The organism is Oceanobacillus sp. NCCP-135 (genome assembly GCF_059698015.1).
In genome coordinates this window covers 1-26,384 of sequence record NZ_BAAKSZ010000037.1, presented here as the reverse complement: position 1 = coordinate 26,384, position 26,384 = coordinate 1, and the positions used below count along the sequence as shown (strand labels likewise).

General features: G+C 38.3%; 29 protein-coding genes. 10 read left to right on the top strand and 19 right to left on the bottom strand.

The window, feature by feature from the left end:
• Positions 1-31: 31 nt before the first annotated feature.
• Both AC6HVZ_RS17690 and AC6HVZ_RS17685 read right to left on the bottom strand, forming a co-directional pair.
• Positions 32-253 (bottom strand): DUF3231 family protein, encoded by a 222-nt coding sequence (locus AC6HVZ_RS17690; RefSeq protein ID WP_497559455.1) that lies wholly within the window; start codon positions 251-253, stop codon positions 32-34.
• 215 nt (positions 254-468) lie between these two features.
• On the bottom strand, positions 469-762 hold the full coding sequence (locus tag AC6HVZ_RS17685; RefSeq protein ID WP_497559454.1) for a hypothetical protein: 294 nt from the start codon (positions 760-762) through the stop codon (positions 469-471).
• A 456-nt stretch (positions 763-1,218) separates the two neighbouring features.
• Here AC6HVZ_RS17685 and AC6HVZ_RS17680 point away from each other — a divergent pair, with 456 nt between their 5' ends.
• Positions 1,219-1,839: an LbetaH domain-containing protein gene (locus tag AC6HVZ_RS17680; RefSeq protein WP_497559453.1), complete on the top strand. Its 621-nt coding sequence runs from the start codon at positions 1,219-1,221 to the stop codon at positions 1,837-1,839.
• A gap of 59 nt (positions 1,840-1,898) precedes the next feature.
• Here the strand turns inward: AC6HVZ_RS17680 and AC6HVZ_RS17675 are convergent, their stop codons facing one another.
• Entirely contained in the window at positions 1,899-2,744 is an 846-nt protein-coding gene (locus AC6HVZ_RS17675; protein WP_497559457.1) for an MBL fold metallo-hydrolase, read from the bottom strand.
• Between the two features lie 446 nt (positions 2,745-3,190).
• On the opposite strand from AC6HVZ_RS17675, the gene AC6HVZ_RS17670 reads away from it, so the two are divergent.
• On the top strand, positions 3,191-5,251 hold the full coding sequence (locus AC6HVZ_RS17670) for a catalase (RefSeq protein WP_497559452.1): 2,061 nt from the start codon (positions 3,191-3,193) through the stop codon (positions 5,249-5,251).
• Between the two features lie 198 nt (positions 5,252-5,449).
• Here the strand turns inward: AC6HVZ_RS17670 and AC6HVZ_RS17665 are convergent, their stop codons facing one another.
• Together AC6HVZ_RS17665 and AC6HVZ_RS17660 are read right to left on the bottom strand one after the other, a co-directional pair.
• Positions 5,450-6,631: a cation:proton antiporter gene (locus AC6HVZ_RS17665; protein ID WP_497559451.1), complete on the bottom strand. Its 1,182-nt coding sequence runs from the start codon at positions 6,629-6,631 to the stop codon at positions 5,450-5,452.
• A 27-nt stretch (positions 6,632-6,658) separates the two neighbouring features.
• Positions 6,659-6,958: a hypothetical protein gene (locus AC6HVZ_RS17660; RefSeq protein WP_497559450.1), complete on the bottom strand. Its 300-nt coding sequence runs from the start codon at positions 6,956-6,958 to the stop codon at positions 6,659-6,661.
• Between the two features lie 731 nt (positions 6,959-7,689).
• On the opposite strand from AC6HVZ_RS17660, the gene AC6HVZ_RS17655 reads away from it, so the two are divergent.
• The 3 genes from AC6HVZ_RS17655 (at position 7,690) to AC6HVZ_RS17645 (ending at position 9,532) form a co-directional block, all read left to right on the top strand.
• Positions 7,690-8,430 carry a pirin family protein gene (locus tag AC6HVZ_RS17655; protein ID WP_497559449.1) on the top strand — a complete coding sequence of 247 codons (741 nt, stop codon included), beginning with the start codon at positions 7,690-7,692 and terminating at the stop codon, positions 8,428-8,430.
• 481 nt (positions 8,431-8,911) lie between these two features.
• Positions 8,912-9,130: a hypothetical protein gene (locus tag AC6HVZ_RS17650; RefSeq protein ID WP_497559448.1), complete on the top strand. Its 219-nt coding sequence runs from the start codon at positions 8,912-8,914 to the stop codon at positions 9,128-9,130.
• Positions 9,131-9,265: 135 nt separating this feature from the next.
• Positions 9,266-9,532: a hypothetical protein gene (locus tag AC6HVZ_RS17645; RefSeq protein WP_497559447.1), complete on the top strand. Its 267-nt coding sequence runs from the start codon at positions 9,266-9,268 to the stop codon at positions 9,530-9,532.
• Between the two features lie 67 nt (positions 9,533-9,599).
• Here the strand turns inward: AC6HVZ_RS17645 and AC6HVZ_RS17640 are convergent, their stop codons facing one another.
• The 4 genes from AC6HVZ_RS17640 to AC6HVZ_RS17625 all read right to left on the bottom strand — a co-directional run bounded on the left by AC6HVZ_RS17640 (position 9,600) and on the right by AC6HVZ_RS17625 (position 10,205).
• Positions 9,600-9,749: an ISAzo13-like element transposase-related protein gene (locus tag AC6HVZ_RS17640; protein WP_497559446.1), complete on the bottom strand. Its 150-nt coding sequence runs from the start codon at positions 9,747-9,749 to the stop codon at positions 9,600-9,602.
• Positions 9,750-9,810: 61 nt separating this feature from the next.
• Complete coding sequence (locus AC6HVZ_RS17635) at positions 9,811-10,002, bottom strand: ISAzo13-like element transposase-related protein (protein ID WP_497559445.1); 192 nt, start codon at positions 10,000-10,002, stop codon at positions 9,811-9,813.
• The gene (locus AC6HVZ_RS17630; RefSeq protein ID WP_497559456.1) at positions 9,981-10,061 is read right to left on the bottom strand and encodes an ISAzo13-like element transposase-related protein; all 81 of its coding nucleotides are present in this window, start codon (positions 10,059-10,061) and stop codon (positions 9,981-9,983) included. The genes AC6HVZ_RS17635 and AC6HVZ_RS17630 overlap by 22 nt, the downstream gene beginning before the upstream one ends.
• A 9-nt stretch (positions 10,062-10,070) precedes the next feature.
• Entirely contained in the window at positions 10,071-10,205 is a 135-nt protein-coding gene (locus AC6HVZ_RS17625; RefSeq protein WP_497559444.1) for a hypothetical protein, read from the bottom strand.
• Positions 10,206-10,552: 347 nt separating this feature from the next.
• On the opposite strand from AC6HVZ_RS17625, the gene AC6HVZ_RS17620 reads away from it, so the two are divergent.
• Complete coding sequence (locus tag AC6HVZ_RS17620; protein WP_497559443.1) at positions 10,553-10,780, top strand: hypothetical protein; 228 nt, start codon at positions 10,553-10,555, stop codon at positions 10,778-10,780.
• A 405-nt stretch (positions 10,781-11,185) separates the two neighbouring features.
• The gene (locus AC6HVZ_RS17615; protein ID WP_497559442.1) at positions 11,186-12,220 is read left to right on the top strand and encodes a hypothetical protein; all 1,035 of its coding nucleotides are present in this window, start codon (positions 11,186-11,188) and stop codon (positions 12,218-12,220) included.
• An 8-nt stretch (positions 12,221-12,228) separates the two neighbouring features.
• Here the strand turns inward: AC6HVZ_RS17615 and AC6HVZ_RS17610 are convergent, their stop codons facing one another.
• The gene (locus AC6HVZ_RS17610; RefSeq protein ID WP_497559441.1) at positions 12,229-13,278 is read right to left on the bottom strand and encodes a DNA cytosine methyltransferase; all 1,050 of its coding nucleotides are present in this window, start codon (positions 13,276-13,278) and stop codon (positions 12,229-12,231) included.
• A 458-nt stretch (positions 13,279-13,736) separates the two neighbouring features.
• On the opposite strand from AC6HVZ_RS17610, the gene AC6HVZ_RS17605 reads away from it, so the two are divergent.
• Entirely contained in the window at positions 13,737-13,982 is a 246-nt protein-coding gene (locus tag AC6HVZ_RS17605; protein ID WP_497559440.1) for a hypothetical protein, read from the top strand.
• Positions 13,983-14,287: 305 nt separating this feature from the next.
• Here the strand turns inward: AC6HVZ_RS17605 and opp4C are convergent, their stop codons facing one another.
• The 9 genes from opp4C to AC6HVZ_RS17560 all read right to left on the bottom strand — a co-directional run bounded on the left by opp4C (position 14,288) and on the right by AC6HVZ_RS17560 (position 24,038).
• A complete protein-coding gene (opp4C, locus tag AC6HVZ_RS17600; protein WP_497559439.1) occupies positions 14,288-15,211 on the bottom strand; it encodes an oligopeptide ABC transporter permease in 924 nt (307 codons plus the stop codon).
• An 11-nt stretch (positions 15,212-15,222) separates the two neighbouring features.
• A complete protein-coding gene (locus tag AC6HVZ_RS17595) occupies positions 15,223-16,191 on the bottom strand; it encodes an ABC transporter permease (protein ID WP_497559438.1) in 969 nt (322 codons plus the stop codon).
• 461 nt (positions 16,192-16,652) lie between these two features.
• A complete protein-coding gene (locus AC6HVZ_RS17590) occupies positions 16,653-18,482 on the bottom strand; it encodes a peptide-binding protein (protein ID WP_497559437.1) in 1,830 nt (609 codons plus the stop codon).
• A 132-nt stretch (positions 18,483-18,614) separates the two neighbouring features.
• Positions 18,615-19,628, bottom strand: coding sequence for an ABC transporter ATP-binding protein (locus tag AC6HVZ_RS17585; RefSeq protein WP_497559436.1), 1,014 nt, complete (start codon positions 19,626-19,628; stop codon positions 18,615-18,617).
• Positions 19,629-19,630: 2 nt separating this feature from the next.
• Complete coding sequence (locus AC6HVZ_RS17580; protein ID WP_497559435.1) at positions 19,631-20,614, bottom strand: ABC transporter ATP-binding protein; 984 nt, start codon at positions 20,612-20,614, stop codon at positions 19,631-19,633.
• Between the two features lie 881 nt (positions 20,615-21,495).
• Positions 21,496-21,993, bottom strand: coding sequence for a hypothetical protein (locus AC6HVZ_RS17575; RefSeq protein ID WP_497559434.1), 498 nt, complete (start codon positions 21,991-21,993; stop codon positions 21,496-21,498).
• Positions 21,994-22,001: 8 nt separating this feature from the next.
• Positions 22,002-23,006: a DUF3231 family protein gene (locus tag AC6HVZ_RS17570; RefSeq protein WP_497559433.1), complete on the bottom strand. Its 1,005-nt coding sequence runs from the start codon at positions 23,004-23,006 to the stop codon at positions 22,002-22,004.
• 6 nt (positions 23,007-23,012) lie between these two features.
• Positions 23,013-23,609 (bottom strand): DUF3231 family protein, encoded by a 597-nt coding sequence (locus tag AC6HVZ_RS17565; RefSeq protein ID WP_497559432.1) that lies wholly within the window; start codon positions 23,607-23,609, stop codon positions 23,013-23,015.
• 90 nt (positions 23,610-23,699) lie between these two features.
• A complete protein-coding gene (locus tag AC6HVZ_RS17560) occupies positions 23,700-24,038 on the bottom strand; it encodes a DUF3231 family protein (protein ID WP_497559431.1) in 339 nt (112 codons plus the stop codon).
• Positions 24,039-24,181: 143 nt separating this feature from the next.
• On the opposite strand from AC6HVZ_RS17560, the gene AC6HVZ_RS17555 reads away from it, so the two are divergent.
• On the top strand, positions 24,182-25,732 hold the full coding sequence (locus AC6HVZ_RS17555; RefSeq protein ID WP_497559430.1) for a spore germination protein: 1,551 nt from the start codon (positions 24,182-24,184) through the stop codon (positions 25,730-25,732).
• Positions 25,733-25,736: 4 nt separating this feature from the next.
• Positions 25,737-26,348: a GerAB/ArcD/ProY family transporter gene (locus tag AC6HVZ_RS17550; RefSeq protein WP_497559429.1), complete on the top strand. Its 612-nt coding sequence runs from the start codon at positions 25,737-25,739 to the stop codon at positions 26,346-26,348.
• The last annotated feature ends 36 nt before the right edge of the window (positions 26,349-26,384 follow it).

Here is a 26,384-nt window from a genome sequence, read left to right as displayed (position 1 = left end):
TCTTTTTTACATGCCTCTGACCCTTGATATGTCAATAATTGGCAATAATTACCACCAAACTCGGGATAGAAGTTAATTTTTCTAGATGACTGGCTGAAATATCATATGCATATTGAACAACAGGTTTTATTTCAGAATCCTCAATATGCTTCAGCATAAAATCTAACATAACCTTAGACATGCTATCATTCATATAACCTGTCCAAAGTGATCCAATCTCAGAAGATGTTAGAAATATATTTTTTTCATTCATTTTGTACGCTTCCCTTCTATAAGAACTGCGATGTTTAGTATGTATAAATAAGTCCAATCAAAATAAATTCTTCTTCAGATATTTAAGTTTGTTTTTACTAAAAAAAACTCTACGTGTGTCACCATAATCGTGTCTTTTAACGATAACCTTTTTTATAAACGGGTAACCTTATTTTAAAGCCATATGAAGTCCCCCTAGAACAGGGGGCATACCTATTATTGATTATTTTGTTGATTTTGAGCTTGCTGAGTTGCTTGGGCTTGTTGTACTTGCTGGGTTGCTTGTTGCAATTGCTGCTGTGCTTGCTGAAGTTCCGTGTTTTGCTGTTGATTGGCTCCAGCTTGCGTTTGCGCATTTTGTAAACCTTGTTGCGCTTGCTGAAGTGCTGCCTGAGCCTGCTGCAGCTGCTGCGGATCAGCATTCGCTTGCGCTTGTTGTACAGCCTGTTGTGCTTGCTGAGCTTGTTGCACAGCCTGCTGTATTTGTTGTTGTGGATCTTGTTGTGCCATAATGAAAAACCTCCATTTTTTTAAAAAAATTTATGTTCAGCACTTACATTTCCCTAGTTTCTTTTAATTATGTATTCTAGGAAAAATTTTTTCCAAGTCACGAAGAGTTTTCTAGTTATTACCTTATTATAATAGCATTATTTTTTTCTCCAAACCCATTCGATATAATATGATTAAACATGGCTGGAGGAATATGATTATGAAGATTTGGCGGAGAGTTAGAATGAAAGGGAAAATGAATCGTCCATAGCTATAAGACCATGAGACAAAAAGATTCATACAAATAAGTAATCCTAAAGAACTCTAGTTCTGACAAATAGATTATTAATGCCTACAAGCGTTAATCCTGGTACAGAAATGAGCATGATATTTATAAGTGGTCATGCCCATTAGGTGACCGTCTAAAATTGGGTGTCATAGGATGATATAAGGTTTAAAAAGAAAGGGGAAGTACGTATGAATCTATATCCAATTATTTACCAAAACCCACCTGTTGCAGAAGTAACCAGTATCAGTTACCCGAAAATAAGTCCAAAGGCTGTTATTGGAACAGACTCCATGATTATTGGTGACATCACAATTGACGATGAGGTGTTTGTGGGTTTTAAAAATTTGCTTCGTGCAGATTCGGGGTATCCTTATTATATTGGCCCTTATTCGAATATACAGGATAATATTTTAATGCATGTACATCCAGGCAGGGAGCATGTTGTTGTAAATGATCAAAAATGGGGAGTATATCTGGAAGGGGAGAACAGCGTCTTGCATCATGCTGCCGTTCATGGTCCATTGTTTATTGGCAAAAATACCTTCATTGGACAGCACGCCAGCATTTATGATGCGGTCATAGGGAGGAATTGTGTCATCATGCATAATGCCACGGTAACGAATGGTGTAAGAATTGATGATAACCGTTTTGTTGCACCTGGGCAATCGGTGTGGCAGCAAGAAGAGGCAGATAAACTTCCGCCTATACCAGAGCAATTCAAAGGACTGAACCAAGAAATTGTTGATCACTACCATCGGCTAGGAAAATCATATGGTCAGAATACCCCTTTAGCTTTCACGTTTTCATAGAAAAAAATGACTCGGGAATGGCTGCTTCCTGAGTCACTCATATTTCTGCTAAACTAAGATCAATGCTTTCGATTCACAAATCGACCATAATCCGGAATTGCTATTTTATCAAATTCCTTTACCAATCTTTCCAATCCATCTGAAAGCTCTTCGCCAGACATTGGCTTCCCGTGACCGGTCATTGCAACAGCTGGTTTTAAAGCTTCTAGTTTTTCGACGGACTTCCTAGCAGCATCCCACTCAGTAGTCAAATATCTAGGTGGGCCATTGATTTCTTCATCCTGTGTCATCACCTTATAGAGTGATTCTTGTTTCACCGTGACAAAAGCGTCACCCGCAATCAGTGCCTTGTCTTCATCCCTGAATATGGATACATGTCCAGGTGCATGGCCAGGTGTATGGATCCATCTCCAACCAGGCATGTAGGGAACGCTACCGTCAGAAGGGAGTGCTTCTACATTAGTTCCTAAATCAACTGGCTCATTCGGAAACATTGGGGACATTTTAGCCACAAGTCCACCTTCCACCGATCCATCCGGTTCTGGGTAGCTTTGTTTTCCAGTTAAATAAGGCAGTTCTGCTTCGTGTGCATATACCTTAACGCCCCATTTTTCCACTAAATCCACCACGGCACCAACATGATCAAAGTGACCATGTGTCAGGATGATCGCTTGTGGTTTACTATTTTCACCAAACCGATCTTCTGCTACTTTAGTAAGCTTGTTAGAAGATTCAGGCATGCCTGTGTCAATCATTACCCATTCATTCGTTTTTTCAGGATCTCCCACGAAACCCACATTCACAATTTGGTTTGTGTAACAGTAAAGGTCTGGGAGTACCTCTTGCCCCATACCACTCGTAAAAGCGTACATCGGCAAAAAGTGATCCTCCATTGCATCATTCATCCCATTATGTGTATTTTCCTCCATTAAATCACCACTTTTTCATATAATTTCTTGTAAAATTTGAATACAATTCTTATGGTATAGCTGTTATTCAAAACAACACTATCCCTAAGAATTGTTGATTTGATATAGCTTTATTATTAGGAATATCATGGAAAGTATGTACTTTTTTCTTTTGAATTTTTTATCAATCCACAAAGGATGAGAGAAGTAAATGGCAGGTATTGCTGGCATGTCAGCTCCATAGACCGGAACCTTTGTAAATGTAAACCTCTTTATAAGTAACCTGCTTTATTTAGCTAATTTATTGTTTATGGGTTTTAATACAATATGAAATGGTTGGAAAAACGATTAAGGAAATGTAGGAGGAACTGTTCTACTTTTTGAAATAATGCATAGGTATTTAGATGGGAATGAAAATATATAAGAATAGGATGGGTGCATATATGGATGAGAAGTCATCTTCAGAAAACAACCGCCATATGGGCCAAAATGCTAAACAGGAACAACTGGATCAATATCGCATAAAGGATACTGGGAAGCCAATGACTACAAGTCAAGGGAGGAAAATATCGAATGACTCAGAAACCTTAAAGGCTGGTGTACGCGGTCCTTCCTTACACCAAGACTGGCATTATCTAGAAAAGATGACCCATTTTGTACAGGAAGAGGAACCGGAAAGAACGGTTCACGCAAGGGGATACAGTGCCTATGGGGAATTTGAATGCTATCAGTCGATGAAGCATGTGACAAAAGCGGGATTTTTACAGGAACCTGGAAAAAAAACTCCTTTAACTATCCGTTTTTCTACCGTACAAGGACCTAGGGGATCTTATGATACGGCGAGGGATTTACGTTGTCAGGGCGTTAAGTTTTATACGGAAGAAGGAAATTATGATTTGACAACAATTGCTATGCCTGTATTAATTAATCAAGATCCTATGAAATTTCCGGATGCGATGCATGCGTACCAATCGAAGCCGGATGATGATATACCGACAGCCTCAGGCGCACACGATTATTTTTGGGATTATGTAGCCAATAATCCAGAAGCACTTCACATGGTGCAGTGGATCATGTCCGATCGGGGCATTATAAGTAATTACCGAATGATGGAATCGTGGTCCATTAATACGTATTTATTTGTGAACGAAAAGGGTGTCGCAACCTTTGTTCGATTTGTCTGGAAACCTGTTCTTGGTGTTCATTCCCTACTTCAGGATGAGGCACTGAAAATCGGTGGACTTGATCCGGATTTCCACCGGAGAGATTTGCGAAAAGCGATTGATATGGGCGCATATCCTGAATATGAATTAGGTGTTCAGCTAATTCCGCTAGAAGATGAATTCAATTATGACTTTGATATTCTTGATCCTGCGAAATTTTGGCCAGAGGAACTAATCCCTGTTCAACTTATCGGGAAGATGACTTTAAATAGAAATATTGATAATTACCATACGGAATCAGAACAAGTAGCATTTAACCCGGCAAATGTTGTTCCAGGAATTGACTTTTCCAATGATCCCGTGCTACAGGGCAGGTTAATCGCCTACCATATTGCACAAGTACATCGAATTGGAACGAATTTTCAAGAATTACCGATCAATCAACCGATTTGCCCGTTTCATAATAATCAGCGGCGTGGTCCAATGAGGTATCGAATCGATGTGGATCAGTTAAACTATCATGAGAATTCGCTAGCAAATAACACACCATATACGACACCACCAGAAGCGGGTGGATATGAGCATTATCCCAAAAAAGTTGAGGGACATGTCATCCGCGGTCGAAGCGAATCATTTAACGATTTCTTTACACAACCAAGAATTTTCTGGAATAGTATGACCCCCGTTGAAAAGCAACATACGATTGAAGGATTCAGCTATCAGCTTGGAAAAGTAGAAAGCGAATCTGTCCGACAGCAAAACGTCAATTTGTTGGTCAATGTAGATAAGGAAATGGCGTGCATTGTTGCTGATAATATTGGTGTCGATCGCCCAAGTGGTTCCAATGTTCCCGTTTCGACAAGTTATCCTTCTCTTAGCCAGTACAACACGCCAAAATATGCTTATACGCAAAAAGTAGGTGTACTTATTGGCAATGGCTTTGACGGCAGTGAGGTAACAAATGTGCTTAACTATCTACAGCAATGTGGGGTTATTGTTACCATTATAAGTGAAACGCTTGGTAAGGTAACAGGGGCTGATGGTACAAAGTTAAAAGTTGACCAAACATTTATGACTTCTAGTCCTTATCTGGTTGACTCACTTTATGTTGTTGGCGGAAATTCTAAAAATCAGGAAAAATTCAAGCAGGACATGATGGATTTCATCCGAAATGCATATACGCACTATAAACCAATTGGAGTTGCCTCGACAGGACAGTCTTTTATTCAGTCATCAAAGGAAAATAATTTAGCTGGAGTCGTTTTTGCTGCAAATAATTCGAACTTCGGGGAGGAATTTGTTTCTATTATTGCTAAGCAACGTTTTTGGGATAGAACATAAATTGTGAAACTTCACGTTAATTCAGATGGTGTATTTTGAGATTAGTGATTGCAGGGCTTTACATGGCGAAGTGGGGATGCTATTTAGCTCGGTCTTAACTGCTTACTCTTGCAAGGAAAAGCATTCTTGAATAAGTTCCATGTAAAGCCTTTTTTAAATTTTCCCTAATACGATCAGTAGTTGCTACCTACACTAGCTTTAGTCTTTTATACGTTTTGTCAATGGATAAACGCCAATACTTTGGATGACTAGGGAAAGCAGTATCACAGCAAAGGTGAGAGAAATGAGGATATGATTATCACTTGCCGTCTCAAACCCCAGTAACAATGCAACAGACATCGTTCCTTTTATCCCTGACCATGTAATCAGCGAGGTATTCTTCATTGCAATTTTCCCTCTCCAAGCTGGGAAAGTTTGCGTTATACCAGTTAAAACGATGAAGCGAACGACTAAAGCTAAGATAAAAATAATAATAGCTAATATCCATTTGGAAAAGATCAAATAATCTGCTGCCTGAATTCCAATTAATAAGAAAAGCAATGATAGCACGGATGGCTCTACAATATCCCAAAAGCCATCAAGGGAATCCCGGAAATGATCTTCTTTAATATTTTTACCGAATTCAAAAGAGAGCATTAACCCCGCAGTTACCGTAGACAATACACCGGATACACCGATAATCTCACCTAAGTAAAAGCTCCCATAAGCAACAATCACACTTAACATGACTTGATATTGCCGATGTTGTGAATAATGGACTGCTTTACTCATCAGCCAACCGAATGTAATTCCAAGAACAACCCCACCAACAGATACAAATAGGAACTCTCTGATGAATATACCTACAGAAAAGCTTGTTTGATTGACGAACATACTTAAAAATATAGTGAATAAAACGATACTCGTACCATCGTTTAATAAGGATTCGCCTTCTACAATATCAGCCATTTTTTCATCACTGGATGATTTTTTTAAAATAGATATGACCGAAACAGGGTCGGTCGGTGTAAGTATCGAAGCCATCAGTAATGCGCCGACAAAAGAAATTTGTACAAAAAGGTTTCCTAACAAATAGATAGCTGATCCAAGCAACAATACAGTTAGCAACAATCCAACAGTACCAAGACAAGCTATAATCCATTTATTTTTAAGCAAATCCTTCAGTGGAAAGCTATATGCGGAAGTAAACAATAAAGCAGGCAAGAACACGTTAAATAGGAGCTCTTTCGTTATCGTTATATCTTTAAAATAAGGTACTAGTGCAAGCGCTAAACCTACCAATAGCAAAACTACCGGTACAGGAAAGTATTTCTGTTTCTTATCGATGGAATAAACCATGTATCCTGTTAGTAGTAATAGCAGTATCTGATGTGAACTCAAATTTGCACCTCCTAATGCAACTAAAAGCTAAGCTTTCTTTTTACCAAAGTAAAATAAACTGACCAATGCTCCAACTGTACACATTATCACTGCAAATAGTAAAAATGGGATGGAACCAAGCTGGTAAATTAAAGGTACGGATAAGGCTGTTACAAGTCCCCCACCAAGGAATGGCTCGTAAATTAATTGCTTGTAGCCAAAACCTTCAAATGCAGGTGATTCACTGTTTGGATCAGCTACCCGCATGTGCAGCAACCCTGTGGCTGTGATTCCCATGGATTGCCCAAAATCTCCGATACCACGTTCAAACCAGTAAAACGGTATCATTGCACCTGTGGTCCCAATAACAACGCCAAAAATCCTCCGATGACAGAGGACGGTAAAAACAAATTTTGTAGCTAATATACTCGTACACGAATCCACTTTCCGATAAGAAGAAATACTCCTAGATATAGTAAGGAAATCCTATCTGAGCAGGTGACATTAATAAAACTTCTGTTCATGCAGGTATTTATATTAATCTCTAGGTTTATTCCCCGGATTTTCTATTATTAAACAGTAGGCTGAATTCTAAATACAATGGCCTTGGAATTACTCTACGACGTTGCCCGGAGGATTTTAAGTAAATTGGCAGAAGTAAATCTCGCAGTTGTAACAGGAGAAGAACAACCGATTAATAGAGGGCGTCCGAGATAAATCTACTCACTCCTTTTTGAAAAATGTGGAATGAAAAATAATGGTGATATTTCATGTTTAATTTTTTGGCAATCTCTTTGCTTGAACTGATGTAAGAGCTATTTGTTTAAATAAGTCATTATTATGTGGAATCGTAATAGAATAGCTTATAGTATGTTAGAATTTATTTAAATGCTTATTTTAAAATAACGAATACCATAAAGGAAGAAGCAAAAAAACAGTTTAAAAATTACCAGCTTAATCCGTGGTTTGAATTAAATAGTACAGAAGCGATAGTTCTTAATTAGATTTTTCACCACGAAATCGAATATAAGCTTTTACAGTAGAAATTGCTTCAAAACAAGAAGAAAGGAGAATCGACCATGCTGCAAAAACTCTCAGCAGGAAATCATCCACAACCTTTCAAAAGTCCATTTTCTATTACTAGAATTCAGCCAAGTGATATTTTAGATGAAGATACAGGTGATACTGCATTCGGCTCGTTAAGCAATATCGATCATGCCGTGATGAAAAAAGGGTTGACGATCAAAATGCATGAACATGTCAATGATGAAATTTTTAGCTATGTGTGGAAAGGCACTTCCTACCATAAAGATTCAGCTGGGTTTGAAGCCCCCATTGCACCAGGTAAGTTGATGATGATGAATGCCGGTTACAGCTTCTGGCATGAGGAGAAAGTTAAAAAAGATGAAGTTGAAATGCTTCAGATTTTTGTTAGGCCATGTGAAGCAGATCTCGAACCTGCTATTCAGTTTCATGATAAACCAACAGATAACAGAGAATGGTATTTTATGGTGGGACCGAAAGAAAGTGCTGCTGCCCTTTATGTCAGACAAAATGTTTATATTTATGATGCACATCCTAAAGCAGGAGATGTGCTAAAAGTTCCTGTTCGCACAGGTTTTAAGCCATTTCTTTATGTGCTGAATGGAGAGATTTCCATCAAGGAATTTACAATTGGAAAACAGGAAGCCGTTACGGATTTAGAAAATGCGATGCCGTCATTTACTGCAAATGCTGATTCAACCGTTGTATTGTTTTTAATTGATAAGGCTGCTCCAATGTCAATGGCGGGAACAATTAGTGGGGTGGGGAGAAAATAAAGCTTTTGAGGAACAATTCAATTCGAGAAAAACCCTTTATAAAATTGGATTCTTCTTTTGAAATAGATAGGAAAGTACAAATTTTGCCCTTATCTTTTTATAATAAGATATCAAAATAGTGTACTATTTCCTGGATTTATATTGTTGGATCTTTCACAAAGTATGGGAAAATTAATAGGTTTGTTTCTTCAACTACATATTATACCGATTTCGAATAAACCAACTACCAACCTTCCCCGCAAAATGTGATTGAACCATATTGTTTATTAATTAAAATGATTAAAATTTAATTTTGCCTAGATAAACACACTCCATACTACAATTTCCTCCTAGAAGAAAAGCCCATTTTACACATCTAAATTGGTCGTAAAATCATTTTTTGCTCAGTTGTCGAAACTAAATCCCCATGCTAAAATTAGTACATAATCAAAGGGGGACTTTAAAATGGCAGGTAGAACTATCAAATGAACAGTTATTTCTAATGATGAAAGAATTAGGGAATACCATGAATGAAGTAAAAGTAAGTTTAAATGGTGTATCAGCAAAAGTTGACAATATTGAAATAAGGGTTACGAACATTGAAACAGAAATGAAAGATATGAAACACGATATTCAAATGATCGATCGGAACCTTAATGTTCTTAACAAAGAAATGTTAACAGCAAAAGTAGATATTATTGAGCTTCAAGAAGGTATTTAATATTTTTATGCAGTTAAGAAAGCATAAAATATTTTCTTAACTGCATAAATGCGGGCTTTGAGCTGTCACACAAAGGCTTGGTGACAACCGATTTTTCTATAGGTTTATTAAAGAAAAATACGAGGAGGAGTTAAAATGGAAGAGCTGACAAACGAGCAATTATTTCTAATGATGAAAGAATTAGGGAATACCATGAATGAAGTAAAAGTAAGTTTAAATGGTGTATCAGCAAAAGTTGGCAATATTGAAATAAGGGTTACGAATATTGAAACAGAAATGAAAGATATGAAAACTGAATTAAAACAAGATATCCGTAAATTGGATCAAAAATTTGGCATTCTTGCAAACGATTTGATTGAAGCAAGAACAGATATCAAGATTCTTCAACATGAAATGAATTAAGGGATTTTTAGTGATTGCGACGAATTAAAGTATTGATTGATTTGGTGAAATAACATAATTCCATTTATCACAAAAACTCCTTGAATTCCAGATTTACTTGGGCTAACTCCTCATTTGATATTTTGGTCCCTTTTGGGTATTCGTTTGTATCCAGGTGGGATTGGACATTCAATCCTTTTGAGGTATTAGTATCGGAATTAAATTCACAATGACTCATGACTGACAAGGGGTAATTCATGCCAGTTCTGACTAATATGGGAAAACAATCGATGCTCTATCTAATTCCACTTACTGGTTCCAGGTGGAAAATAATGGACATGGATATCCAGCCCTGTTTCGTTCGCTAATTGTTTTAGTTCTATTTTCCAAAGTCTGGAGCGAGAACTGTTGTTTCCCCTGCTATCAGCTGTGATAAGCAATTGTGTTGCCGCCGGATAAGTTTCCTGACCTATGGAATGGATCGCCACCATTCACGAATACTTTCTACAGCAAAGGCGGCAGTATCGTGATAGGTACCTGCATTAACCACGGCATTGATCTATATCATGTCATAAACACCATAAGGATTGGCTTTACCTTGTTTTTCTGCATTATAGTCATAAATGATAAAACCTTCGCCAAGTCCCTCATTAATCATTTGGTCTATCCCAGCATGACAGTCACAGGCTTCCATTGCTTGGGAAAACCTCCAGGATGCCTTTAAAGGAATTCCATTTGTTCCAAAATAGACAGATTGATAATTTAATATGACTCAAATACAGGAAGGACTTGCCCCTTATTGGGTTGCGCTTTTTTGTGTTTAGAACCTCTGAGTGGTTACAACATTTAATTTTGGTTAGATAAACACATTCCATACTACAATTTTCCCCTAGAAGAAAAGCCTATTTTACGCATCTAAATTGGTCGTAAAATCATTTTTTGCCCAGTTGTCGAAACTAAATCCCATGCTAAAATTAGTACATAATCAAAGGGGACCTTTAAAAATGGCAGGAAGAACTATCAAATGAACAGTTATTTCTAATGATGAAAGAATTAGGAAACACCATGAATGAAGTAAAAGTAAGTTTAAATGGCGTAGCAGCAAAAGTAGAGAATATCGAAGCAAGAGCTTCCAATATTGAAACGGATATAAAAGAAATGAAACACGATATTCAAATGATCGATCGGAAGCTTAATGTTCTTAACAAAGAAATGTTAACAGCAAAAGCAGATATTTCAATTCTTCAAGATCTTCAAGAAAGAGTGTAATATTATTTAGGACTTATTACAATAAAAGGAAGGCATGATATGAATGCAGGGATTATAAGTATGTGTATTTCTTAGAGAATTGCAAATATAAACTTCCCTTGAATTGTCTTGCTATAACACTCAGCAGCGATGTTAAATCAAATCATACATTGCTTTATTTCAGACCTCGATAAACCCACTGTCTTTAGATTTCACAGCCAATATTGAATAAAGCAAGAATCATGCTGAATAAGAAGTAAATTATGCTGAATAATTCCCAAAACAGACTGAATACACTGCCAAAATTAAACGATATCACCACCAAAACTACTAAATACAGCACAAATTAGACTGAATAAACAGAGGATTTATGCTAAGATAAATAAATATATTAATCTATTAATTTTCAAATCGGAGTTGTTTTAATTGGGAATTTCACAGACCGAATTTCAAGATATACTTAATCAAGCAAAATATATAATTGAACAGAAAAAATTAGCTGATATAACAAAAGGTGAAGATTTTGAAGAATGTGTCTTTGAAGTAATCAAAGATATCACCGATGTAGATGTTAAACATACTGGTAAGCAAAGTTTTCCGGATATTATTGTAGGTGGCTTTGGGATAGAAGTGAAATTTTCAAAGTCAAACAGATGGGAATCGACAGGTAATAGTATATTTGAAGGGACATATAGATCGGAAGTGACCAAAGATATTTATTTGTTCTTTGGCAGGAAAATAAATGAAGATCAAGTCAAAGTGAAATTTGATCTTTATGAAAATTGCCTGGCTGATGTAAAAGTAACCCATTCACCTAGGTTTTACATAAATATGGAGCTGCCGGAGGACCAATCTATCTTAAGGGAAGTGGGCATCACCTATAATTCCTACCGAAAATTGCCATCACAGGAAAAGGGCATAACCATAAAAAAATACTTAAAAAGTCAATTAAATCCTGGTGAAATAGTGTGGTGGATGGATGAAGGGGAAAGGTCAACCATTATTAAGCAATTCAGATCGCTTGATGATCAGGAAAAAAGAAAGCTACGAGCGGAGTTGTTTGTTTTCTTTCCAGAAGTAATTTCAACATCGACAACCAAGTTTGAAAAGGCACATTTGCATGTATTAAACAATCATCAAGTCACTTTTAGTCGTGATTTGTTTACGGCTGGTGGAAAAGTTACTCTTTTAATGGATGGTAATTATGTGAGAGGCATTCCAGCCATATTTGGCAAGCTTTATTACCATGCGAAAGAAATTAACTATTTTATTGGAAGTGCATCAAGCGATGATCTTTATCAACATTGGCTGGAAAATGAAATGATCGAATTGGAAGAGGTGAGGGAACAAAAACTAGCCTCATGGATGAATCAATTAGATGCACAAAAAACAACTTTATCAGAAAATCTCCTGCCGTCTGCTATCTTTAAAGCAGGATTAAAAATCCCGGCAAACGAATGATTGCCGGGTTAAAACGTAAATGCTAATTGTTCCGGTTGACTTTTTTCTTCAGCTCTAAGAAGTGTTTGTTGAACGGCTCTGGCTATATGCCAGCCGAGAACCGGTGGTACCGCATTGCCGATTTGTTTGTACGTGTGTGTTGCGGCACCTTTAAATTCAAAGTCATCCGGAAATGACTGAATTCTTGCACACTCCCTAACCGTTAGCCTTCTCCAGTTATTCATATCCGTATCATCATTGTTGTTTATGCTGCGATAATGTGCTTCAATATTTCCATGATGCTCTGCCCGAATGGTAACAGATGGTGCATCTTCCTTTATTTTCGTATTACCTTGCAGTTTTCTGCCCGGATAGAATTTGGCTCTTGATAGTTGAGAATGGTTATGGATGGAAGGGTCGTTTTCTTTTCCCCAGAGGTCATCAATCGCTTCTTTTGCTGTTACCCAATTTTCCTCATTATGTGTAGTTTCAGGCTTTAAAAAAGGCACATTTAGATCTGATCTTACGCCAATGATGAACACACGTTTTCTAATTTGGGAAACACCATAATCTGCGGCATGTAATAAATAATGAGAGACATCATAGGAGTAGTTGTTATTGTTTTCGTCCTTGATGCTTTGGAAATCACTTTTGATTGTTTCCAGTATAAGCCCCTTTTCCATCGTAACTAAGCCTTCGACGTTTTCAGCTACAAAAATCTTTGGCATAATATGTTGAATAACTTTTTTCATTTCAAGGTATAATTGTCCTCTTTTGACAGTGATGCCTTGCCTTTTACCGGCAACACTAAAGTCCTGGCAGGGAAACCCACCAATTACTACATCTGCTTCCTTAGGAATTTCGTTTATATCCATCTCTGCAATATCCTGCTGAACAATATGGTCTCCGATATTATGTTTATATGTATCACAGGCCTGCGGGTAAATATCGTTTGCCCAAATGATATCAAATAATGACCGTTTATATTCTTTTCCGAGAAATTTAAAATCCCCTAAAAATCCAAGATCCAATCCGCCGCATCCACTGAAAAGTGATACTACTTTGTAAGAGGGATTCATTAAACTTCACCTACTTTTTATATTTTCAAGCTATCAAGCTATGAATCTAACTATACCAAAACTATATAGGAATTGGAATAATAACAGTTTAACTTCATTATAGAACATGTGTTTTCATTTGTCTATTGAATAGTCTTCAAATAGGCTTTTATGATACTATAATTCAATTTTAGTCATAAATGATAAAACCTTCGCCAAGTCCTTCATTAATCAATTGGTCTATCCCAGCGCAACAGTCACAGGCTTTCAATGCTTGTTTTTCCATTTAATTCTCCTACTCGCAATTATTATCTTCCTTTTTACATTGCAGTGGCTTGATGTACGTCAATTTTATCAATTTTTAAAAATGTAGAGTGATTGTAATTCAAGGTAGTTGCTTTATTCATTTTAGAGAACAAAAGGGATTTGCCGTTACTTGAAAGACAAGACTTTCGTAAACTATTATGGAGGTGTTGGTAATGTTTACACTGTACGATGCTGCTTTAATTCCGTTAATCGTAGGGCTGGTAGAAGTGTTGAAGCGGGCGGGACTCCCTAAGAGGCTGCTTCCTGTAGCATCTGTGCTTTTTGGAGTAGCAGCAGGGATGTTTTATGTATTTCCTAATGATCTGAAAAGTGGAGTTCTAGCCGGAATTATAATGGGGCTTTCAGCAAGTGGATTGTTTTCAGGGAGTAAGAATATTGTAGAAAAAAGGAAAGAATAGATATGGTAAAGAGCAGTCAATAATTGCTGAAGATAAATCTCTTTTTATTAAAAATTGAAAGAAAAAAAGCCTCTCACATAAAAAATGTTGAGAGGTTTTTTTTGGCTCTTTCACAAGGTACGGGGAAATTAATAGGTTTGTTTCTTTAAATACACAATATACCGGTTCATAATAAACCAACTGAACCAACCTTCCCCGTAAAATGTGATTGAACTAAAGGGGCAGAAAAGATAAACGAAATCGGCTCTTTCGCCGGTTTCTTCAAATCTGACTTCTAGAAAGACGCTTTAACGTTTTCTTCTAATTTACCGCCGATTACTCTTCGGATCAAATGCATCCCTTAACCCATCTCCAATAAAATTGATTGCCAGAACGGTAATGAGAATTCCTAATCCTGGTGGAATCCATGCTTCTGGGTGGTTACGTAATATTCTTATGTTTTGAGCTTCGGAGATCATATTCCCCCAAGTAGGCGTTGGCTGCGGGATTCCAAAGCCGATAAAGCTTAAAGCAGATTCAGCAATAATCATCGTCGCCATCATTAATGTGGCATTAACGATAATTGGACCAATCGCATTGGGGATAAAGTGCTTAAATATAATTCGGAAGTCACTTGCTCCAATCGCTCGAGCACCAAGTACAAACTCTTGTTCACGTAATGATAAATACATTCCGCGAATGATTCGTGTCAGATTTGGCCATGCCGTTAATGCAATAATGGCAACAAATAAGCCGATCGTTACTTTGTCTACGATTGCCATTATCGTCAAAGCAAGTACGAGAAACGGCAGCATCAACATAATATCGGTTGCTCGCATGATGATGTTATCGATCATTCCACCATAATAACCACCAATGGATCCTAGCACAACACCAATAACAAGGGTGAAAAACATGGCGCTTAACCCGACAATTAAGGAAATTCGGCCACCGTATAACAACCGGGAAAAGTTATCCTGACCCATTCCATTTGTACCTAAAACATGCTTTTCACTTGGTCCTTTCTCAATCAATAAAAGATCAGTTTTTTCCGGATCCAGGTCTGTAAATACTGGGGCGAGGATACATAAGATAATAATGATTAATAAAACAAATACACTGGAAACGGCCATTTTATTTTTCAAAAACCTGCCAAGTGCTAATTGAAATGGACTTTTACTTTTTTCCTGTTTCTCACTGGGATTTACTTTGGGATTTTCAGGTTGTATTTCCTGAGAATTGGATTGCATATGGTTTCACCTCAATCATATCGAATTCTTGGATCGATAATACTGTAAAAAATATCAGCGAGTAAATTACCTATCAGGATAAGGATTCCGAGTATCATAGCGATCGCCATTACTACAGGATAATCACGGTTTGTGACTGAGCTTAAAAATAATGTTCCAAGTCCCGGATATTGAAAAACCTGCTCGGTAATAACGGCCCCACCCAGCAATACACCAATTTCAAATCCCATTAATGTAATGATTGGAATAAGCGCATTGCGAAGTGTGTGCTTGTAGAGGACATTGCTGTCGGTCATACCTTTTGCCCTTGCTGTTCGGATATAGTCACTCCCAAGTACATCAAGCACTTCCGAACGCATGTAACGCATATATGTGGCTGTACCGGCAAGTCCAAGTGTTATCCCTGGTAAGATCATATGATGAATACGATCAATAAATGCTTCAAAACCAGTAATGCCGGGAGTGGATAATGTTCCTTGTGCAGGGAACCAGCCCAACTTAATTGACAGGAAATAGATAGCAATTAGCCCAAAAAAGAAATTTGGTATCGCAAGGCCAAGGAAACCAAACCCAGTAGCACTGTAATCCAGTAAGGAATAGGGACGTTTGGCTGAATAAATACCAATCGGGATCGACACGATAATCGTTATACATAATGAAAATAGTCCTAAATAAAGTGTGTTGGCAAATCGAGCTTCAATTAATTCCGCTACAGAACGTCCGTTAAAAACCAATGAATTCCCAAAATCCCCCTGCGCAACAGAACTAATCCAACGTCCATATTGAATGGGGATTGGATCATTTAATCCTAATGCTTCCCGTTGTTGCTCATATACTTTTGGATCAACATTCGGGTCTGCAAGCGATTGCCCTGTCAAAGCATCCCCAGGAGCTAACTGTGCAAGTCCAAATACAATAATCGTCAAGGCAAAAAGCATTGGAATAAAAACGAGTATGCGGCGAATAATATATTTGTACATAATTTCCCCCCCTTGAAGATAGTTGTTGGAGTGCATCTTTATATTTGAATGAAATGATGAAGTTCCGGTATGAAATTTTGCGGGTAGAGTGTTTGTCAACGCCTGAACTGGGTGAAAATTGGTGTGAATGTAATGGCTACATGGAATGGCTTTATGTGCCCGACCAGACCTAAATTAGTAACAATTGGTCATATACAACGCTCTCATGGACAAAACAACCCAAATCCAAGCGCAAACTGTCCAATAGAACGCTTCTCATGGACAAAACAACCCAAACCCAAGCGCAAACTGTCCAATAGAACGCCCCCTCAAGGACAAATCCGATTAATTAAGCAAAAACCTAAAGCCAAAAATCCAACCCCCAACAAAAATCCACTCTAACCTCGAAGGCCTGTCAATTTCTTTTCTGAGAAGAAGGGCATGCGCCAAAAACGCACGCCCCTTCCATTAAATGATTAAATTTATTCAGATACCCACCATAGTTCAGGATCATTATTAAATGAATATGGCATTGGGTTAACGCCATTTAATCGTTCGTTAAAACCGTAAATTTTATTTTGTGCATATAGGAGAAGTGCTGGTAAGTCTTCAGAGAAGACAGATTGCCATTCACTGTATTTCTCTGCACGGTAATCCTGTTCAAATGCTTCCGGTGCCTGCATAGCTTCTTGCATTAATTGATCTGATTCAGGATTATTCCAGCGCCCAAAGTTATAAGCAGCTTCAGATTTCCATAGTCCGGATGGGTCAGGATCGCCACTGCCCAGGCTCCAACCAATCAGGTAAATATCCCAATCGGTATTATCGTTCGTCAAATCTTCTACATATGCTGTCATTTCTTTTGGTTGCCTTAAATCAATTTGCACACCGACTTCTTCAAGGAATTGTGCGAGAATTGGTGCAGAAGCCTCCCGGAGCTGGTTCCCTGTTGGATAATTAATGTTTACGATCCATTCTTCTCCATCAGGTGTTTCCCTTAGTCCATCATCATTTGTATCAACATAGCCTGCATCATCAAGCAATGATTTTGCCTTTTCAGGATCATATTCATAGGCGGTTACCGCACTTTCATCATATGCCCAGAACTGTTGTGCAATGGGTGCATTAATTACAGAACCATGTCCATATAATAAATTATCAACAATCGCCTGACGATCAATCGCATAGGCAAAAGCTTGCCTTACAAGCTGCTCACTCATATCCTCATTCGGTGTCCAGTTATCTGGATTAATTGTTCCGCTTTCTACGTCAGCATCGGATCGATGATTGGTCTTAAAGCCCATCAGCTGATAGCCAAAATCGGTTTGTTCGATGATCTCGATATGATCAAGTGCCGCTACTGTTTCAAAATCAGCTGCAGGGACACCGTTTGGATCAGCGATAAAGTCAATTTCACCATTTTCAAGCAGACCGAGCATGACAGACTGATCGACAATACGCCAGACAATCTGATCCAGATATGGTTCTGCTTTCCAATAATCCGCATTTTTTGAAAGTACATATTGTTCCCTCTCTAGCATTTCGCTAAATACAAATGGTCCTGTTCCGATAACCTCTCCTGCGTTTAGTGTTGCCGGATGTGAAGGTATATCAGCCACCGGCACGTCACCAAAGATGTGTTCAGGTATAATCGGAAAAGCTACATCTTTTAAAATAGTGACATTCGGCTCGGTAAATTTAAAGGTAACGGTATAATCATCCTCGGCTACAACGCCTTCGAATTCATCCGTCTCTCCACTATTAAATGCATCATATCCTACTAATCGAACAACATATTCGGTTCGAACCCCGCCTGCTTCAACATAGCCTGGACTTGCCATTGCTTTGTAAGTATAAACAACATCTTCAGCAGTAAACGGCTCGCCGTCATGCCATGTAACACCTTCTTCTAGCGTTAGGGTGATTTCAGTATTATCATCATTTATAGTCCAATCGCTTGCCAGATTTGCTTTGAATTCAAGGTCTTCATTTTGACTGACAAGTGATTCATGGGTGAAGTCCAAAATGTTGGCTTCATATGCTTCCTCATAAAAGATTGGGTTGAATACACCGGCAGGAGCTGTGTCCATTGCCCCTGTAAGTGTACCACCTGATTGTGGACCATCATCATTGGCTGGATCTTCCTCTTCTTCCTCTGCACCATCATCTGTTTCTTCATCAACAGGATCTTCCGTTTCCACTGGCTCTTCTGACTCTGCCTCATCCGTACCACTATTACAGGCTATTAGAACAACACTAAGCAAAAACAACATAATCAAAAGAGCTATACCATTTTTATAATGCTTAAACAAATTATTTCTCCCCCTTTAAATTTTATTTTCTTTTTTTATACAAATCCTTACCCATTGATCACCTCCTAAGAACCTATTAGTTTATATTCTGAAACCCACTGGAATATTCATTGGGGTTTTTTTATAAAAAGCTCACTTTTCTGTTGTATAAAGATGGCATGATACAAAATGGTCTTCTTCAATTTCTGTTAAATTAGGACGTTCTACCGTACATCGATCATGTGCGAGTGGGCATCTAGTTCGGAATGTGCAACCTGATGGTGGATTGGCAGGATTTGGCAGGTCACCAGTCAGTTTGATTTTTTCCTTTTTGGGTTGGTTTTCATCATCTGTTTCTACGACAGGAATGGATGTCAGCAAAGCTTTTGTGTATGGATGAAGAGGGTTGTTATATAAAGATTTTTTATTGGCTATTTCGACCATTTTCCCCAAATACATAACTGCCACCCGATCACTGATATGCTTTACAACACTTAAGTCATGGGCGATAAATAAATAGGTTAATCCTAATTCTTCCTGCAAATCTTTCATCAGATTCAACACTTGTGCTTGGATGGAGACATCAAGTGCTGAAACAGGCTCATCACAGATAACAAATTTTGGACGAGTGATTAGTGCTCTGGCTATACTAATACGCTGTCTTTGACCACCTGAAAATTCATGTGGATATTTCAAGCGATCGGCAGCACGAAGTCCTACTTTCTCGATAATTTCGATTGCCTTTTCCTTTCTTTCTGATTTGGTAAGAGAGGTTTGCACAAGTAAGGGTTCCTCGATAAGTTCTGCAACACTCATTTTTGAATTCAGTGAAGCAAACGGATCCTGGAAAACTATTTGCATATCCCGTCTGTATGGGCGAAAATGCCTCCGCTTTAAATGGGAGATGTCTGTTCCACTGAAGTGGATGCTTCCATCTGTTGGATCAAGCAAACGCAGAATAACCCGACCGAGCGTCGACTTTCCAGAGCCTGATTCACCAACAATACCGAGCGTTTCCCCTTTATGTATATGAAAGGAAACATCATCCACCGCTTTTAAATGACCGATGGTTCGCTTCAAAATTCCCCCTTTAATGGGAAAGTATTTTTTTAAATTTTGTACATCTACTAATATATTATCTTTTGTTTTCTGTGAATGAATAGTCATTCCTAGTCCTCCTCATTCTCATAAAGATAACACCGGACAAAATGATCTGTTTCAATTTCTTCCAGCTCCGGGTTTGATTGCTTGCATTTTTCCATGACAAAAGGACAGCGTGAGGAAAAACGGCATCCTGTTGGAAAATTGTATGCAGGAGGGACAGTGCCTTTAATCGTTCCAAGACGGTCAACTTCCTCATCTAAATTTGGCAGGCTTTGCAATAAGCCCTTTGTATAAGGGTGTTTTGTATTTTTTAACAGCTCTTTCGTTTGAGCCTGCTCAACGATTTGCCCTCCATACATAACCATGACGCGATCAGCATATTCAGAAACAACGCCGACATCATGTGTAATGAGCAATAATGCCATATGAAATCTTTCTTTCATATCTGCCATTAAATCAAGAATCTGGGCTTGGATCGTTACATCCAGTGCTGTCGTTGGTTCATCGGCAATCAATAGTTTTGGATCACAGGATATCGCCATCGCAATCATCACACGTTGTCTCATTCCGCCTGAAAGCTGATGTGGATATTCCTTCATTATTTCTTCCGCTCTTGGTATACCAACTGTTTTTAATAGACTAATAGCTTTATTGTGGGCTTTTGTTTTATTCATTTTCAGATGCTTTCTAAGTATTTCGGTAATTTGATTTCCAATCGTATAAACGGGATTTAATGCTGTCATCGGTTCCTGGAAAATCATCGCAATCTCATTACCGCGAATCTTTGTCATTTGCTTTGGAGTTAATGGAAGAATTTCCTCTCCATCTATTAAAATAGTCCCCTCAACAATCCGGCCAGGTTTATTAATGAGCTGCATAACAGATAGGGCTGTAATACTTTTTCCACTGCCTGATTCGCCGACAAGGGCAACGGTTTCCCCAGGATAAATAGAAAATGATATATTATCGACGGCCCTCGCAATTTTGTCATCATCCAGATAAAAGTATGTTTTTAACTGTTCAACATCCAATACAGGTTCTTTATTCATAGGAGCCCTCCATTCATTAAAGGAATTAGCAGATTATGTATGTAAGTGTTGTTAAAATATAGTTCTCCCCAATCTGATAATAGGATTTGCTCGTATATTCTATGAGGGCGGGCTGTATTATATTCTAGAAAAATAAATTTTGCTTATTGATAAGGTTGAGGAGAAAGGTGGGATGGAGGATAGAAGATGGTGAAACTGCATTTAGATATATAGGGTACTTCTAAGAAGTGAAATAGCCGTCTATCCAGTGAAATGTATCATTTGCTGTGTTGGGATATCCGTTCTATTGGACGAATCTCTTGTTGTTGGTGAGTTTTGTCCGTGAGAGGCGTTCTCATGGACAGTGCGAGCATGAAAAAGAGGAGTTTTGTCTATGAGAGGCGCTCTCATGGACAGTATGAGCCTGGAATCAAGCAGTTTTGTCCGTGAGGGTCGTTCTCATGGACAGATCGAGCCTGGAATCAAGCAGTTTTGTCCGTGAGGGTCGTACTCATGGACAGATCGAGCCTGGAATCGAGCAGTTTTGTCTATGAGAGGCGTTCTCATGGACAGTATGAGCCTGGAATCAAGCAGTTTTGTCCGTGAGGGTCGTTCTCATGGACAGATCGAGCCTGGAATCGAGCAGTTTTGTCCGTGAGGGTCGTACTCATGGACAGTATGAGCCTGGATGAGGCTGAAGTTGAGAGAAACTCAGTAAAAGTTGAGAGAAGTTAGGTTAAAGTTAAGAGATAATACATGAAAAGGCAATTTCCTCTCAACTTTATTCCATTTCCTCTCAACATTGCTCTGATATCTCTCAAGTTAAAACTCATCCCATCCACGATAAAGCAAAAAGCAACAAAAATAGCCTCCGAGGTCTGATTCTAAATCCCTGAAGGCTCTTATGAAGTTCCACCAGCTTTCTTCATATATATATTCAATAAAATCCATCGTATAATAGCCCCAACACCCAATCCAATTGGCAAAAATAGTATTGGTAGCCACATTGGACCGATTAAATTACCAAATATTGTAAACCCCGGTGAAAAAATTAAGCCTACTGTTACGAAATAGGCTGAGAATACAAGCGGGAGGTAGGCGAATGGTTTCACGCCTCCGCCGGCATCCTTATAGGCATCCCATATTGCAAAAAAATATAAACATGGATAGAACATGAGCCATAAATAATTTGTTTGTTCAATTGCTTCCTCGATTTTAAGATTAAAGCTAAGTACAATAATTCGATTAAAATTTCCCATTACATTGACTAATATTTCCAACCCAACTAATAGAATCCCTTTTATATATTTGCGATTTAATAGCTGACCAAACCCAGGCAGTGCGATACTCCATAGCAGCACTTCTAATGTTTTACTTTTTTTATTTAACTCTGTCTCCATAGCTGGACCTATTTCGCTAACTCTTTCCTGTCAGCTGCCATAGGGGGTTGTTCCATCCATCCATTATCAATTATTATTTTCGCACCATCATTAGAGTAATTAGCGATCTCTGCCATTAAACGTGAATAGTGAACACCTAAATCCCTTCTTGGACTCACAGACGTGGAAATCCCATATTGTCCAATACCAGCAGCGATTAGTGATGTAACAAGTGCCATCATCAGCTTATCGGAAAAAGGGGGGGTGGTTGACTCGGTTACTTCTGATGTCATTAATCTTGCACCATCTGCTAAATTTTCCTCGTTTAAAATGGATGTGAAAATTTCGAAGTGCTTTCCGGATATTTCTCTACCCCTTTCGAAAAAACGTCTTACTTCTTTTGATTTTGCAACTTGACTGAAACCGGTGATAATTGTCTGTCCAACTGCGTTACGTTTTGCATTAAAGGTCAGATTCTTTATTTCAGTACCAGTCAGTGGCCGGCGATCAGTGAACCATCCAGCAAGAAAGCTGACCTTTTTAACAAAATCAATTTGGGTTGGCTTTGGAATATGTGGTGAATTAATATAAATTCCTTTTTCTTTAGCTAGTTCCTTTGCTTTTATATGAAGCTCCTTTGTGGTCTTTAAAATTTCTGAAAAATAGTCGTTAACATCCTTTCGCTCTGCGGAAGAAATGGCCACGGAATAGTACGCAAGATCCAAAATGGTCATATTTAAAATATATTCAAGATAAAGCTTATCAGAAAAAAGACGGGGGGCATTCAGATTGACGTCCTGACCGGTAAAGCCCTGTGGAACGGGAAAATTTTCCTGCTTAAAAAGATCTGTCAGTTTTTCGTTATGCTGCTGTGTTAAGTGTAAGGTTTCTTCAAGGAGTCGCTGTATTTCTTCATCTTTTATGTGGGTTAAAAAATGTTTCAATCCACAGATAGCAATTGTATTATTCTGGTAATCTGTCCAGAGTGTCGAAATTTCTGCGGCCGATAGTTCAACATACTTGTAATTTTCCATTTGGGATTATTCCTTTCCTTTGGTTTTTGCTAATGCTTCACGGTCAACCATTCGTGGAGGTTCTTCCAACCATCTATTTTTTATCATCATATTGGCACCATCCTCTGAATATAATGCAATTTCACCGCTTAAACGCACGTAATGTGATGCTAAATCTTTTCTAATATTGGTAGATATACTAAAACCGTAAAAGCCAATCCCTTGTCCAATCATTCCTGTAGTATGGAACATCATTAATTTATCGGAAAAAGGCGGAGTATCGGAGGAAGTCGTAATCATGGCATCTGACCCCATTGGAACTGGCACATCATTTTCTTCCAAAACTTCACTGAATATGTTTATGTGTTTCTTTGCAATATCAATCCCTCGCAGTAGATACGATCTAACATCCTTTAATTGTGCTACCTGGCTAAATCCAATTAATGTCGCAGCACCTAATGCATTCTGCTCTATATTAGCGTAAAGGTTGGCAATTTCTAAGGCTAATAGTGGCCTGCGTTCACCGAGCCAGCCTGTTAGGAAATTTTGTTTCTTTACATAATCAATTTCTATTTCCTTTGGTGCTGGTATAGAAGGGGGGCGAACGTAAGTGCCTTTTGACAAAGAAACCAATTTAGCCTTTTGATGTAGTTGATTAAAGTCAGTAAATCCTTTAGAGAAAAAGGAGGAAAGATTCTCTCGAGTACAAACACCTTAAGCCATTGCACAGGCATTCATTCCTAATGTTCCAATCTGCAATGTGTTTTGTAACGTATAACCATCAGTATATAGCCGTGGGGCATCTACATGAACATCATCCTCTGTAAAGACGTCTGGAACTGGGTGCTTATCACTTTTTAAAAAAGCTGCAGCATTATTTAAATGATCGTTAGATAGATCCAAAGTATCCTGTAAAACGGATCGTATTTCTTCATCCCCTACCTTCGCAATATTATAAGAAACTACAGCAATGTTTAAACTTGCACCCATATATGTTCCCCAAACTTGTGCAAGCTCTGAGACTGTTAAGTTTACTTTTTTATTCGTTGCCATAGATATGCTTGCCCTCCTTGTTGTATTATTTTGTCGGAAATTCATATTGTTATACGCCCATGGTGGTATTTTCCTTTTGTATAAAAAAATATCGAAATGGGAAAGCAAAGGAGAGCAACTATTAAAGGACTCGAGGGGATTATATGGTACGTCGGGGTTTTTTTAGAAGAAAAACAATACAGCAGGATACCAACAAAAGTGCGGAAGATTTTTCGGTTCAAATAGAAAATAAACTAGAGAAGAATCTCGATAATCTAAAGAAAATGCTTGAGGATCCCAACGACCTTGTTATCCGGGAGTTTACGATTCACGAGTCTGAATCCAAGTGTGCAGTAGCCTATATTGATGGAATGATAGATAGTGCTTTAGTACATAATCAAATAATGAAAAACCTGCAGATTAATACAAATAAAAGACAATTGCCTGCTACTAAATCGAAGCTATTTGAAGAAATTTTTGCTGAAATATTAACTGTCACCAGCATAGAAGAAGGAACAACATTAGATGACGTCTCAAATGCAATTCTTGATGGCAGTACCATATTTTACTTAGATGGCATTTGTAAAGTAATCATGATGGATACACAGGGATGGGAAACCCGTTCCATCGAAGAACCTGTTACAGAATCGCTTATTCGGGGATCAAGAGAGGGATTTATTGAGAATTTACGAACAAATATGGTGCTAATTCGTCGATATATCAAAGATCCTAATTTGCGCTTTAAAACGTATCAGGTAGGAAGACGCTCCAAAAAAAACCTGGTTGTAGCATATATGGACGGGATTATTCATCCGGATATTGTCAAGGAAGTTAATCGGCGGCTGGAAACGATTGATATGGATGATGCACCTGAATCAGGCTATATCGAAGGCTGGATTGAAGACAGTGCTCTATCACCTTTTCCACAAATATTAAATACGGAAAGACCAGATAAAGTCGTTTCAGCACTTTTGGAAGGTAAAGTTGCGATATTACTAGATGGTACACCATTTGCATTAATAGCACCAGCAACCTTGGGGAATACCCTGCAGTCTCCTGAGGACTATTATGAACGCTGGACGATTGGAAGCTTGCTGCGGTTATTGCGTTATCTTGCTGCGTTTATTGCTGTATTTCTTCCAGCTTTATATATTGCATTAGTTTCCTTTCATCAGGGGATGATTCCCTCTGACTTAGCCTTTTCTATTGCAGCAACAAGAGAAGGCGTACCGTTTCCTGCTTTTGTTGAAGCGGTTTTAATGGCGATCACGATGGAACTCTTGCGTGAAGCTGGGACAAGGTTACCAACTACTATTGGTCAAACAATTGGTATTGTTGGTGGGCTGGTCATTGGGGAGGCTGCAGTGTCTGCGGGATTGGTAAGTCCTGCCATGGTTATCGTTATTGCACTTAATGCAATTGCCTCATTTTCACTACCATCCTATAGTGTTGCGATTGCTTTTCGGATCCTTTTATTTGGCTTGATGTTTGCTGCTGCGACATTCGGACTTTATGGATTAATTCTCTGCTATATTATGCTTAATATTCATCTTGTTAATTTGAAAAGTTTCGGTGTTCCTTACACTACACCATTTGCACCGAACTTCTTAAGGGATTGGAATGACCTCTTTTTACGTGCACCGATTACTGCACTAAAAAGACGTCCTGACTATATGCAGACACAGGATGAAAAGTCAATGAATAAAGGAGACTAAGGCAGTGAAAAGTTTTAAATATGCTGATGAAATGATTAGCGAGCGGGAGATTTTGGTTGCACTGCCGTCCATGACAATTGGTGTAGGGATTCTTTCTCTGCCTAAAGATTTGGCTGTCACTGCAATAGCTGCAGATGGATGGATTCCTTTGTTGATCGGGGGGCTCTTAGCAATACTGATGACATGGTTGATTGCTAAATTTGCATCGGGTTTTACTCATCAGACATTCCTTATTTACGCATCCAGTATTATAACGAAGCCAGTCGCAATACTGATGACTTTTCTATTTGGCGTGCTATTTTCAATGATTACTGCATATCAGGTTCGCCAAATTGCGGATATCTCCAAACAATATATATTTGACCGTACACCACTCGAAGTCATCGCACTTACTTTTCTGCTTGTCGTTGTTTATGCTGTATCAGGATCAAGAGCAGGCTTGTTTCGATTGAATATGATGTTTTTCCCGATCATTCTCTTTATTGCGCTAATTGTTTTTTTATTTAATTTAGGCTGGTTTGAAGCACAGAAATTATTACCAGTATTTAAGACAGGGTTTAACGATTATGTCAAGGGATTAAATGCAGGAGCTTTTTGCGATGTGCCACTTTTTTAGTTTTACGAGCAAAAAAATAAAGGTTTTATTTTTTTT

Excerpts from the sequence above, each read along its gene's own strand:
- AC6HVZ_RS17690 (WP_497559455.1), bottom strand. The coding sequence starts at position 253 with ATGAATGAAAAAAATATATTTCTAACATCTTCTGAGATTGGATCACTT.
- AC6HVZ_RS17685 (WP_497559454.1), bottom strand. The coding sequence starts at position 762 with ATGGCACAACAAGATCCACAACAACAAATACAGCAGGCTGTGCAACAA.
- AC6HVZ_RS17680 (WP_497559453.1), top strand. The coding sequence starts at position 1,219 with ATGAATCTATATCCAATTATTTACCAAAACCCACCTGTTGCAGAAGTA.
- AC6HVZ_RS17675 (WP_497559457.1), bottom strand. The coding sequence starts at position 2,744 with ATGAATGATGCAATGGAGGATCACTTTTTGCCGATGTACGCTTTTACG.
- AC6HVZ_RS17670 (WP_497559452.1), top strand. The coding sequence starts at position 3,191 with ATGGATGAGAAGTCATCTTCAGAAAACAACCGCCATATGGGCCAAAAT.
- AC6HVZ_RS17660 (WP_497559450.1), bottom strand. The coding sequence starts at position 6,958 with ATGATACCGTTTTACTGGTTTGAACGTGGTATCGGAGATTTTGGGCAA.
- AC6HVZ_RS17655 (WP_497559449.1), top strand. The coding sequence starts at position 7,690 with ATGCTGCAAAAACTCTCAGCAGGAAATCATCCACAACCTTTCAAAAGT.
- AC6HVZ_RS17650 (WP_497559448.1), top strand. The coding sequence starts at position 8,912 with ATGATGAAAGAATTAGGGAATACCATGAATGAAGTAAAAGTAAGTTTA.
- AC6HVZ_RS17645 (WP_497559447.1), top strand. The coding sequence starts at position 9,266 with ATGGAAGAGCTGACAAACGAGCAATTATTTCTAATGATGAAAGAATTA.
- AC6HVZ_RS17640 (WP_497559446.1), bottom strand. The coding sequence starts at position 9,749 with ATGAGTCATTGTGAATTTAATTCCGATACTAATACCTCAAAAGGATTG.
- AC6HVZ_RS17635 (WP_497559445.1), bottom strand. The coding sequence starts at position 10,002 with ATGGTGGCGATCCATTCCATAGGTCAGGAAACTTATCCGGCGGCAACA.
- AC6HVZ_RS17625 (WP_497559444.1), bottom strand. The coding sequence starts at position 10,205 with ATGGAAGCCTGTGACTGTCATGCTGGGATAGACCAAATGATTAATGAG.
- AC6HVZ_RS17620 (WP_497559443.1), top strand. The coding sequence starts at position 10,553 with ATGATGAAAGAATTAGGAAACACCATGAATGAAGTAAAAGTAAGTTTA.
- AC6HVZ_RS17610 (WP_497559441.1), bottom strand. The coding sequence starts at position 13,278 with ATGAATCCCTCTTACAAAGTAGTATCACTTTTCAGTGGATGCGGCGGA.
- AC6HVZ_RS17605 (WP_497559440.1), top strand. The coding sequence starts at position 13,737 with ATGTTTACACTGTACGATGCTGCTTTAATTCCGTTAATCGTAGGGCTG.
- opp4C (WP_497559439.1), bottom strand. The coding sequence starts at position 15,211 with ATGCAATCCAATTCTCAGGAAATACAACCTGAAAATCCCAAAGTAAAT.
- AC6HVZ_RS17595 (WP_497559438.1), bottom strand. The coding sequence starts at position 16,191 with ATGTACAAATATATTATTCGCCGCATACTCGTTTTTATTCCAATGCTT.
- AC6HVZ_RS17585 (WP_497559436.1), bottom strand. The coding sequence starts at position 19,628 with ATGACTATTCATTCACAGAAAACAAAAGATAATATATTAGTAGATGTA.
- AC6HVZ_RS17580 (WP_497559435.1), bottom strand. The coding sequence starts at position 20,614 with ATGAATAAAGAACCTGTATTGGATGTTGAACAGTTAAAAACATACTTT.
- AC6HVZ_RS17575 (WP_497559434.1), bottom strand. The coding sequence starts at position 21,993 with ATGGAGACAGAGTTAAATAAAAAAAGTAAAACATTAGAAGTGCTGCTA.
- AC6HVZ_RS17570 (WP_497559433.1), bottom strand. The coding sequence starts at position 23,006 with ATGGAAAATTACAAGTATGTTGAACTATCGGCCGCAGAAATTTCGACA.
- AC6HVZ_RS17560 (WP_497559431.1), bottom strand. The coding sequence starts at position 24,038 with ATGGCAACGAATAAAAAAGTAAACTTAACAGTCTCAGAGCTTGCACAA.
- AC6HVZ_RS17555 (WP_497559430.1), top strand. The coding sequence starts at position 24,182 with ATGGTACGTCGGGGTTTTTTTAGAAGAAAAACAATACAGCAGGATACC.